The sequence below is a fragment of the Clostridium cibarium genome, from assembly GCF_014836335.1.
In the GTDB taxonomy this organism is placed as follows: Bacteria; Bacillota; Clostridia; order Clostridiales; family Clostridiaceae; genus Clostridium; species Clostridium cibarium.
This window is the reverse complement of sequence record NZ_JACSRA010000034.1, coordinates 1-11,701: the sequence shown is the minus strand read 5'-3', so window position 1 is coordinate 11,701 and position 11,701 is coordinate 1. Positions and strand designations below refer to the sequence as shown.

Annotated in this window: 6 protein-coding genes and 1 pseudogene; all 7 read left to right on the top strand. The window is 27.0% G+C overall.

Annotated features, from left to right (window positions below):
* The first annotated feature begins 4 nt into the window (after positions 1-4).
* Positions 5-1,267 (top strand): type III PLP-dependent enzyme domain-containing protein, encoded by a 1,263-nt coding sequence (locus H9661_RS16955; RefSeq protein WP_191769953.1) that lies wholly within the window; start codon positions 5-7, stop codon positions 1,265-1,267.
* A gap of 84 nt (positions 1,268-1,351) precedes the next feature.
* Entirely contained in the window at positions 1,352-2,920 is a 1,569-nt protein-coding gene (locus H9661_RS16950; RefSeq protein ID WP_191769951.1) for a hypothetical protein, read from the top strand.
* A gap of 518 nt (positions 2,921-3,438) precedes the next feature.
* Positions 3,439-4,827 carry an HsdM family class I SAM-dependent methyltransferase gene (locus H9661_RS16945; protein ID WP_191769949.1) on the top strand — a complete coding sequence of 463 codons (1,389 nt, stop codon included), beginning with the start codon at positions 3,439-3,441 and terminating at the stop codon, positions 4,825-4,827.
* Complete coding sequence (locus H9661_RS16940; protein WP_191769947.1) at positions 4,812-5,912, top strand: restriction endonuclease subunit S; 1,101 nt, start codon at positions 4,812-4,814, stop codon at positions 5,910-5,912. The genes H9661_RS16945 and H9661_RS16940 overlap by 16 nt, the downstream gene beginning before the upstream one ends.
* Before the next feature lie 372 nt (positions 5,913-6,284).
* Complete coding sequence (locus tag H9661_RS16935) at positions 6,285-9,473, top strand: serine/threonine-protein kinase (RefSeq protein WP_191769945.1); 3,189 nt, start codon at positions 6,285-6,287, stop codon at positions 9,471-9,473.
* A complete protein-coding gene (locus tag H9661_RS16930; RefSeq protein ID WP_191769942.1) occupies positions 9,463-11,229 on the top strand; it encodes a hypothetical protein in 1,767 nt (588 codons plus the stop codon). Before H9661_RS16935 ends, H9661_RS16930 begins: the two co-directional genes overlap by 11 nt.
* A gap of 293 nt (positions 11,230-11,522) precedes the next feature.
* Positions 11,523-11,701 (top strand): annotated as a pseudogene (locus H9661_RS19735) (replication-associated recombination protein A); the annotation flags it as partial.

Here is an 11,701-nt window from a genome sequence, read left to right as displayed (position 1 = left end):
TATTATGAAATATTGTGGTGTAAAAGATAAAGATATTATTAAAGCTGTTGAGGAATATAGAACTCCTTTGTATATTTATGATAAAGCAAAGATCAAAGAACAATATGACTACTTAAAAGAAAATATACCAAGGCAATTTTCTATTTATTATTCCATGAAAGCGAATCCGTTATTAGGTATTTGTGAAATATATAAGTCATTAGGATCTGGTATAGAAGTAGCTTCAGCAGGGGAGATTTATGTTGCATTAGAAGCAGGTTTTAAAGGAAAAGATATTTTATTTACAAGCCCTGCTAAAAGTGAAGACGAATTAAAATTTGCAATACAAAATGATGTGTATTGTATAAATGCTGAATCTATAGAAGAATTGAACATTATTAATGAATTAGCGGTAAAACACAACAAGGTGGTGGATATTGGACTGAGGATTAATCCTGATTTTGATTTAAATGGTGCTTCAATGAAAATGACAGGGATTCCAACTCAATTTGGTATTGACCAACCATTAATTAAGGAAGCTTTTAAAATTCTTAAGAATTTGCATAATATAAAGTTAGTAGGTATTCATGTATATACTGGTTCACATATTTTAAATGTAGAAAATATTATTAATAATTTTGAAGGAATATTTAAATTGGCTAATGATTTACAAATTAAATATAATTTTGACATGAAAGTATTAGATATTGGTGGAGGATTTGGCATACCTTACTTCAAATCAGAATCATCATTGGATATGATTACTTTAAAAGTAAAATTACAAGAATTGTGGAATAGATATGTGTCAAGTTTTCGTGATACAAGAATTATTATAGAAAGTGGTAAATTTCTTATGGCTGAGTCTGGAGATTATGTTGTTTCACTACTTTATAAAAAACATTGTAAAGGAATAAATTATCTCATTTGTAATGGTGGAATTAATCATCATGAACCTGTTTCAATTCTAGGTAAAAGGAATTTTCCAGTTGATATTATTGTTCGAGGTAATATAAACAGAGAAGTTCAAGAAGAAGTATATGATATTGTTGGCCCGTTATTAACAACTAGGGATTTAATTGGAAGAAAGATGAAGCTTTTATCACCTGAAGTTGGAGATTTACTAGTTTTAAGGAATTCTGGTGCCTATGGTTTAACTCACAGTACTTCAGCTTTTTTAAGTCATGAAACTCCAGCAGAAGTTATTGTTGATGAAGGTAAAATATTTTTATTAAGGGAACGGGGAAACTATAAAGATTATATAAATAGCCAGAAACATTTATGTAGATAGCATATAATCATTTTGGAGATAAAATTAAACTTTTTAAGAATAAGCAATATTTAAAATATAAGAATAAAAGAGGTGAGAAATATATTGGAAATTTACGATTTTACTGAAGGAAAATGTTATGATGATTGGGAAAAATTATTTAAGGTAAGTAAAACGAATTTATCATATAAATTAAAAGATTTAGAGAAAAATGAACAAATACAGGATGAAAGAAAAGAAGATTTACAGGAAACTATTTTTTTACTTTATGAATGTAAAAGGATGCTATCTGAGGTTAAAAAATTCAAAAATATAGGGTTATTATATAAAGATATTTGTCCTATATATGAGAATAAAATTAATGACATTGAAAATGAGTTAAATATATATCTTTATAATAAAAAAAATTGCACCTATATAGAATACCTTAACTTAAAATATAATGTTCGTATAATTATGAAACAAATTGGAGGAATTCTCTCATGTAGTGATTGGCAAAGTCCAGGAATTAGTACAGGAAATATTAAAGAATATGGTTATAATCAAATTGAAAAAGAAACTTACATGCGAACAGGTGGTAGTTTGTTTGTTAAGCAGTATGAAAAGAAATTACTTAAAGAACTATACGAAAGTGATAATAAAGCAAAAAGCAAGTTGTTGGGATATATGACTAGTTCAGGAATGAAAGCATTAGAACTATCACTCATGATTTATAAAGTAATTTCTAGAGAACAGATGAAAATGTACTATCAATGCAATTATTATTATGAAGGAATAACTCTTATAAGAAACTTATTTCCTTATTCAATTTCTCTTTCAGTTAGTGAAATATACTCAAAATTAGATAATAATGAAGAGATAGGTTGTATTTTACTAGAACCTGGTACAACATGGCCTATAGGTGAAGGAATTGATTTAGATAAATTTTTTAACAAATTAAAACTTCATGTACAGAAAGGACCTCTTTTTATTATTATTGATCGTACAATTGTCTCAATTGCAGAGGAAATTCATCTTAACTACTCCAAATATATGAAAAATAATCAAGTACTTATAACAGTAGAGAGTGGACTAAAATATTATCAGTATGGATTAGATATAGTTAATTTTGGATTTTGTACAATATATGGTTTCATTTGCCGAATACCTGCTTATATTGAGCTAACTGAGCATTTAATAAATGTTATAAGTGCTATACCAGATCCTGCACTAATAAAAAGACTTCCAGAAGTAAATAGACTAATGGTTCAGAAACGATTAAAGAGAATGGCGAGAAATAGTAATTTGTTATTTTCTTTTTTTAAGTACCTAAAGGTAAAGAATATTATTAATGAAATACATCAATCAGTATCAAATGAAAAATTATTAAAGATTGAAGAAATACCTTGGAATGGAACGTTGATATATATACAAAATGGTATTAATAAGACATTAGCAGATTATGAAACACTAAGCAATAGAATAATTAACCATTCAAAAGAAAGTCTCTCGATACATAAGGGTGGTAGTTTTGGTTTTGATACCATGAGACTTTCTGCTTGTGAAGAATTAGAAAATCCTCTAAACTGTAGTTTAAGAATTTCTGTTGGGAGAGATACTTTATTTGATCTCATAAATAAAATAATATTTTTTAAAAGTTTTTTTCTTGATTTTAACACTACATATTTGAAATGAATTTTCTAATAGTGTAACAAAAGAATTTTAATAACGTTAATTAGAAACGTTCATAATTTTTACAAAGTAGTATATTGTCATTAAAACAACAAGTATCAGTCAGAAAGAAGATCATTTAAGAATTACTTTATGCAAGATGATAAGGAGTTAAAATAATTGAAACTGGAAATTATCTATAAGTAACGAAGTAGACACTCTGGGTTGAAAGAACATGTTTTCTACTTAAATACATACATATCAGACCCTAAAATCAGAATTATTATACGAGAAGCTTCCCCTTTACGATCTAGTAAAGATATTTTTTCTTCACTTAAACATATAGGACAGTACCTTCTGTAAGTGACAAAGTTGTCTGTGAAGTAATTGGGAACCTTTTCCCTTAAAATTCACAGACAACTTTACTTTTTCATCTACCAATGATAAAAGTGACATTCTTTTCAAAATACCATTTTCAAAATGCAACATTTTCTCAAAACTACTTATATCAAAGACTTCATCAGGATTTTCATCTAACTTTAATGATATACAACTTTGATGATATCGGTATTGAGGCGAACGATGGTACATCAATTGTAAATGGGCAAATTTTCCATGCAGCTAAGGATGTAAAAATAGGTCATTATATTGAAGAAGATTCTCATGCTGTTTGTTTTGAGCAAATTATATTAGAATTTGCAAGTTATGAGAAAAAGAATGGGAAATTTATTAATATTAGCAAGGATTTCAAATCAAAGTTATTTGAAACATTTATGAAAAATAGCGATGATAAAGCTGACATGGGGCAGTTCTTTACACCTCTAAAAATAGTTGAAGAAATGGTAAGTATGGTCAATATTTTTGATGGTGCAAAGATATGTGACCCTGCTGCGGGTGTAGGTAAATTTTTGCTTGAATCAGTAGCTAATAGCTCTGTGGATTATGAAATAAAAAGGAAATCAGATGGAACACCAGAAGAGCTAACAGCGGGATTGGAGTTATTTGGATTCGAAAAGCAGATGTCTGGAAATGATGATATAACTACTATTTTATCAAAGGCAAATATGCTGATATATTTTTCAAAATTATTTAAAGAAAATAATGATTCTGAGTCTGTAATGTTTTTAGCAAATAAATTAATGAATAAAACGTTCCTTTCAAGCAAAACAGCGCTTGGAACCTTGGGGAGAAATGACAAAAATGAATATGATTTAATCCTTGCAAATCCACCTTATTATACTGATGCCACTATTTCTTCATTGGCGAGAAATACTGGGTTCTATCCTTCAAATGGTAAAGGCGTTGAAGGGCTGTTCTTGGAATGGATAATAAATGCGCTTAAGTTTGGTGAAACTGCTAACATAATTTTACCAGAAGGTATTTTTACAAATATAGGAAACAAGGGGTTGAAGGAGCTGATTATTAGGAGTTGCTATATAGAAAGTATTATTTCACTACCTATAAATAGCTTTTTTAATACACCTAAGAAAACATATATATTTACACTGAGAAAAAAAACAAAATCTGAATCCGAATCTGGAGTCGTTCAGAATTATAAGGTGTTTACTTATATATGTAAGTCAATAGGTGAGACTTTAGATGTATATAGATTTGATATTGATGATAATGATTTGCATGAGGCTACTAACAAGTACAACGCTTATAGAAATCTGTCAGATAAGAATGATATACAAGAACCATTTAAATCTTGGTTTGAATCAGACAAGAAAATGAAGCTTCAGGATATCTCTATATTTGATCCGAATACAAATTGGAATATAGATAATTATTGGTCAGATGAAGAAAAAATAGAATTAGGTTTCAAAGAGGCAGACAGTGTGATGTCACTATCAGAGTTTCAGTTGTTTATAGATGAAATAGTGGAAGAAGTGGGAAACTATAAGGAGGCTATCGAATGTCTGAAAAAATAGAAAAAAGGCTTGATGAAATTTGTGATTTTATTTCGGAAAATCATATGTACACTAAAGCATACATCAACGAACATCGGGGGAAGTATCCAGTATATTCTGCTACAATAGGTCAGCCGTTTGGATATATTGAAACTTATGATTTTGAAAATATAGATGTATTAGTAGTTGTAAACTATGGAGGATCAGGAAATACTTATATTATTCATGACCAAAGGTTCTCAATTGGTCGTAATATTTGTGGATTATCCATTAAAGAAGAATATAAAGATATGCTTTCACTTGAATATATAAAAATGGTAGCTACTCCAATTTTAATTAATAGAGCTAAAGGTGAGAAGCAAAAAAATCTTAATCAAAAGATGGTTAAAGAGACTGTCATAAATATCCCAATACTGGAAGGTGGTATTTTTGATATAAACATTCAGGTATCGTTGTCAGAAACATATAATAATATCGAAAACCAAAAAAAGGTTTTATTAGGAAAAGTAGAGATGCTTAAGAATACAAGGATTGAGATTAATGATCAAGAAGATATTCAATTTGAAAATGTAAAAATAACGAAGCTATTTACTCCAAAAGGTGGGAGTATGAAGTATTCAAAAAAATGGTGCAAAGAACATGAGGGAAACTATGCTATATATTCAGGTAGTACAGCTGATATTTTTGCATATGTAGATCAAGTTCAATACAATGGAGATTATCTTACTTGGGTCATCGATGGTTTAGCAGGATATATTATGAAACTATCAGGGAAATTTGATATCACATGTCATAGAGGAATACTAATTCCAACTGAAGACTGTAAGAATATCGATTTGGATTATGTCAAAAGAGTTATAGAGCCTGTGTTCCGAAAAAGAATAAGAGGTAGAATTGGTATAAATGGAAAAAATAAGTATACAGCTCTTAAACCAACACATATTCAAAAGTATGATGATACTATACCTATTCCAATAAAACCGGATGGTACATATGACTTGGCAAAGCAGAAAGAATTGGCAAAGCAATATACAATACTAGAACAAATCAAAGATAACATATGTAAAAAAGTATTTGAGTTAACATCAATTACAGTTGAGGCATAATAATATTTATTGAAAGCGATGAGAGTAATCTTATTGCTTTTTTCTTTCCAACTGTTTCAATCTACCAAGGTAAGTGTCAAAGAATTGACAGATGGAGATTGGCAACTCATCCTTGTTAAAATTAGGCTATGTTTTAGAATAATGTTGGTAATGGATTTTTTTAAAATATTCTATAGAATTTTAAAATATTAAAAGAATAAATGAATCAGACAAAATGTTTGTAAATTTTCCAAAAAGAAGGTAGGAATTGAGTGTATTATCTTCTTTTTTTGAATTTAAATTTGATAAATTTATTCTAAATTGTAAAAAAATATATAAAGTGATATTATAAATATGTGTATAAATAAATATATTTATAAGGATGGTAAAAATATGGGTCAGATAATAGGTGATAGATATTTATTAATTAATCCAATTGGAAATAATAAAAAGGACAATATGGATAAGAGTGAATTATATTTTGCTAGAGATATGAAGAGTAAGGAAGGTGTGTGTTTAAAACTTATAAAGAAAGATGGTTTTATTGATAACGACACAAGGGCAGAGTTATTTAAAAGGGAATATATGTCTTTGAGAAGGTTAAATCATGAAAAGATTATTAAATACATAGATTCTGGGCAAGATGATGATAACTTATATATTGTTACTGAATACTATTATGGAGATACATTAAGAGATTATATTACTAAGAATGATATAACAATAGAAGAAAAATTAAAAATAGCTATTAATATAACTGAAGCATTAGAATACTCACATGAGAAATCTGTGATTCATAGAGATTTAAAGCCTGATAATATAATGATTAATTCACCAGATGATATTAAGATTATAGATTTTGGTATAAGTAAAATTTTAACTCAACAATATAAAACAAGTCAAACTGTAAAGTGTTATATGACAATAAAGTATGCAGCACCAGAACAGTTGATGAGATATGAAGCAATTATTGAAAGTGATATTTATTCATTAGGATTAAATATAGCATATTTGTTTTCAGAGATTGAACCTCCAGATGATAAACGAGAAGTAGTGCAATATATTGAAAAAGTAAGTTGTTCTAATAATATGAAATTACTTATTAAGAGAATGACAGAATATGAAGTGGAAAAAAGATCTAAAAGTTTGATTGAAGTTAAAAGAATCTTAGAAAAAGAGTACAATGAATTATCAGCTAAGACAAAAAAAATATATATAAGATATAATCATTATATAAAAAAATTGCTGCTTCAAATGGGGTATTTGGAGTATAGAGGAGATGAACATGCATATAAATTTATAAAAGATGATTTAATTAGTAGTTATATATCTAAAAATGATAAGAATGGTAAGTATTACTTAATAGGTAAAGATGTGAAATATACTTGCACATTAGATAATAATAGTAGATATTTACTTATTCAAAATGTAAATGTTATAGAAGATCATTTGCAATGGGAAGATGAGATTAGAGGTAAAATACATGTACAATTACCTTGGAGCCCTATAAACAATGAGGATAAGATAGGTGAAAATAATTATATATCAAATCTGATTCAACAAATAATTAATGAAAAAAGAAAAGCAAAGACAAAAAGAAATAGAAGCGAAATAAAAAATGTATTATTAAATAAATGGGATACTTATTTAAAAGAGGAGTACAACGAAATCAATCGTAAAAAGAGAATATGTAGATATAATAATTTGATATTAGATGAAACAGGTTACAAAATATATGTTGATGTAGAAGAATTAGATACAGATATAGAAGTTGGTGATGTGTTACAGTTAACATTAGAGAAAAGTGGTCAAGTAAGTGTTGGAGAATTTGAAGATTATAGTGATAATAGACTAACTATAAAATTAAATGCTGATATAAATCCTAGTTATATAGCTCAAAGAGGTATAGTTGGTATTGATTCAAGAAAAAGTATAGCCAATTTTAGAAAACTTAGTAGAGCTTTGAATCTGTTGATAGCTGGAAATACCGTGAATAGAAATTTACAAGACATTATTACAGAACCGTCCTTAGTAGAAATGGATTGTCCATATGAAATAAGTGATTATGTACAAGATGTATTAAAGAATTCTGTGGATAGTCCTAATGCAGAAGTAGTTAGAAAAGCATTAGGGACAAAAGATATTTTTTTGATACAAGGGCCACCAGGAACAGGAAAATCAACTGTTATTACAGAATTAGTATGTCAAATACTTAATATTAATCCAGATGATAAAATTTTAATTACTTCTCAATCCAATGTTGCTGTTGATCATGTAATAAATAAAATAGTCCCATTATTAGATAATATAAGAGTAATAAGAGTTGGAAGAAATGAAAAAATATCATTGGAATCCAAAAATCTTATTATGTCACAACAGTTGAATAAATGGGTAGAAGAAGTTAAAGAAGAATCTAAAATAAATTTAAAAAAATATTTAAAAAGTAATTATAATTATAGTTTAGAAGAAAATGAGATAGACACTAAAAATATTGAACATTTGGATTTAGAGCATGAAGAAAATAGTGAAGAAATTAATTTAGATAGAAAGCAAAAAATTATTGATTTAACAATTGAGTGGCATCGAAGATTAGGTAAATTAGATGAATTTTATGATATATATGCAAGTAAAGCTTCAATAATTGCATCTACATGCTTAGGGATGGAATCGAAACATGTACTTAACGATATTGAATATGACTGGGTTATAGTTGATGAAGCTGCAAGAGCAAATGCATTGGAATTGTTAGTATCATTAACAAAAGGAAAAAGAATAGTATTGGTGGGAGATCATAGGCAGTTACCGCCTGTTGTTAATATAGAGTTGGATAGAAATAGACTAGAGGAGAAAAAAATAAAACAATCAGAATTGGAAATAAGTCTTTTTCAGGATTTATTCGAGAAACTTCCAGATAGTTCAAAATCTATTTTAAATTCACAATATAGAATGCATCCTCAAATTTCAAAGTTGATTTCAAATATTTTTTATCCTGAAATTGATATTAATACTATATTGTCTGAAAATGATAGAAAGCATTATCTAAATTGGCAACCTAAATGTATAAAATGGATAAACACATCAAAGGTTAAGGATTGCTTTGAGGTTAGTGATATTTTACAGTCAAAGAAAAATCCTTGTGAAGCAAGAGCAATATTAAAAGAGTTGGAGAATATTGAAAGTAATTATGAAAAAAAATCAAAAAAAGGGATAAGTGTTGGAATAATATCAGGATATGATGCACATAAAAAACTATTGATTGATCTAATTAAGCCACATGATAAAAAAAGATGGAGATGTATTGATATAATCATAGATAATGTAGATGCGTTTCAGGGGTCGGAAACTGATATAGTAATTTATAGTATGGTTAGATGTAATAATGAAAATAAGATAGGATTTTTATATGATTCAAGAAGATTAAATGTAGCACTTTCAAGAGGTAAAACAGCTTTGATTATAGTTGGGAATATTAGATTTGCAGAAACAGCAAAATCATATAGGGGAAATCCATTTGTTGATATAATTACTTTTATAAAAAAACATAATAAGTATTGTTTTGTGGAGGAGTATAATGAGAATTAGAGAAGTAGTAGAGAAATATCATGAGGCTTTGCCTGGATATAATTTAGTTGGATATAATGAGCTAGCAGTCCCAGTATTTGAAAGGTATTTGAAAATATTAATATTAGAAGATAAAACTATACCAGTTGTAGAACAATTTATACTCAATTTTTACAGTTTAGGACTCAAAGAGAAAGAAATTCAAGATATTATGGGGATAAAGAGAGAATTATTTGAAGAAGCATGGTTTGGATTATTGCAAAAAGATTACATAGATAATTTCACCAAGAAAATTACAAGTATGGGGGATGGATATTTAAAAGAAAATAAAGTTGAAAAGTTAACAAGAGAAAGTATAAAAATATCCATTGATGGATTGACTGGGAAAATTGAAAAATCAAATCAACATTTAATGAGCTCAAAAATAACAAGGCAAAAGTCATTAAAGGTATTAAAAATTAATAATAATAATGTAAATATAGAAAATTTAAATTTTCAGGTTGTGAAAAATGTTTACGAAGAATATAAAAGAAATGATGAAGAAAATTACCAGGGGGAACTTTTAGATATAATATCACTTGATGGAAACACAACCAAGTATCGAAGAGTTGATATACTATTTTTTCAAAACCTTGATGGGGATTTAAGAATATTAGCATATGATGATTATAATAAAATTGAAGAATATGAAGAAAAAATATTAGAATTAGAAGATGAGGGACAAGCTATTTTAAACTCAAATATAGAGGAGTTTTTGAATGATTCAAATGTTAAAGAAATAGAATCATATATAACTAGTGATGAAAATATGTTGATTTCTTTAGGGAATATTAATAATCAATGGGAAAAATATTTCAATTGTAAAGATGAATATTTAATTGTTACCCCGTTAATAAATGAATGCAGAATTGAAAAATCGTTTGTTAATAAGATTACTAGTCTAGTTCAAAATGATTTTAAGATAAAATACTATATTTCAGGAAAAGAAATATTAAATTCTTTTCAAAAAGAAAGGTGCTTAGAATTAAAATCTATTAAAAATGATAATTTTAAATTGTATAGCATTCCATACTTTGTAAATAAGATGATATTGAATTTGACTAAAAAAGAAGGCATTGTATCAGTTTATGAGGAAATGCAAATAAATTCAAATGGATCTAAAAATGGAATTGTTGAAAAAGCATATAAAATTAGCAAGGAGACATTTGAACGAATATATCAACTAATAAATAATATAAAGATAAATCAAAGTGAACCTAAATTAAAGAATAGTAATTTTGATTTGCAATATTTACGAGAGAAAATATTCGATATTTCTGAATTAGTAAAAGGATGTAATGCAAAAATGCAACATATAGGATGGTATGGAAATGGTGAAATACCAGATTATGATAGATTATTGAAAATACCAATTAGTAAAGATAAAGAAACTTTTGGAGTTTTTATTGATAGTGTGAATAAGTCTTTAGTTGAATCTTTGGTAAATAACTCAAAAGCTAATGGGTATAAGAATTATTTTAGTAATGAATTTGAAAAATCATATCATGAATTGCAAGGAGTTTTAGATAAGATTAGAACATATAGAAATAAGAGTAATCATTTTAAACTTAATGAATTCAATAGAAAAAAATATTTAGAATATTTAGGTGAAGATTTAAATGGATATATGCCAGAATTAATTAATGATGGATTTTTAATTTTACAGGAATTAATATTGCTTGAATTAGATTCAAGCTTAAGATCTACATTAACTATGTTAAATGAAGGGAGGATTTAATATTATAATCTTAAGTAAATCTGATTAAAAAATAAATAATATTTTGATTTAGTAAAAGCTTCAAAGATAAATTGGAGCTTTTTGCAATGCTTTAAATTTATTAATTAAGTTTTTTATGTCTACAATTATCCATTTATTATTTAAATTATCATCAAGTAAACTAAGTTAATAAAATGGTAGTTTTAAATCATATTGTATTTTCAACAATTTATTTTATACACATTGAAATTAGCTTTATAATTAAGTGAAATTGAGGTTTTAAGAATTTTATACAAAAAATACTTTACACATAAGATGAACTTCAACATTTTTCAAAACGACAACAACAATCACTTTTAGAATTCATAGAGAATGGTAAAGTTACATTAATTGCAAGTACTACTGAAAATCCTTACTTTGTTTTACATAAGGCAATAATTAGTAGATGTAATATTTTTAATTTTAAAGCTTTAACCAAAGATGATATAAAGGT

Excerpts from the sequence above, each read along its gene's own strand:
- H9661_RS16955 (WP_191769953.1), top strand. The coding sequence starts at position 5 with ATGAAATATTGTGGTGTAAAAGATAAAGATATTATTAAAGCTGTTGAG.
- H9661_RS16945 (WP_191769949.1), top strand. The coding sequence starts at position 3,439 with ATGATATACAACTTTGATGATATCGGTATTGAGGCGAACGATGGTACA.
- H9661_RS16940 (WP_191769947.1), top strand. The coding sequence starts at position 4,812 with ATGTCTGAAAAAATAGAAAAAAGGCTTGATGAAATTTGTGATTTTATT.
- H9661_RS16935 (WP_191769945.1), top strand. The coding sequence starts at position 6,285 with ATGGGTCAGATAATAGGTGATAGATATTTATTAATTAATCCAATTGGA.
- H9661_RS16930 (WP_191769942.1), top strand. The coding sequence starts at position 9,463 with ATGAGAATTAGAGAAGTAGTAGAGAAATATCATGAGGCTTTGCCTGGA.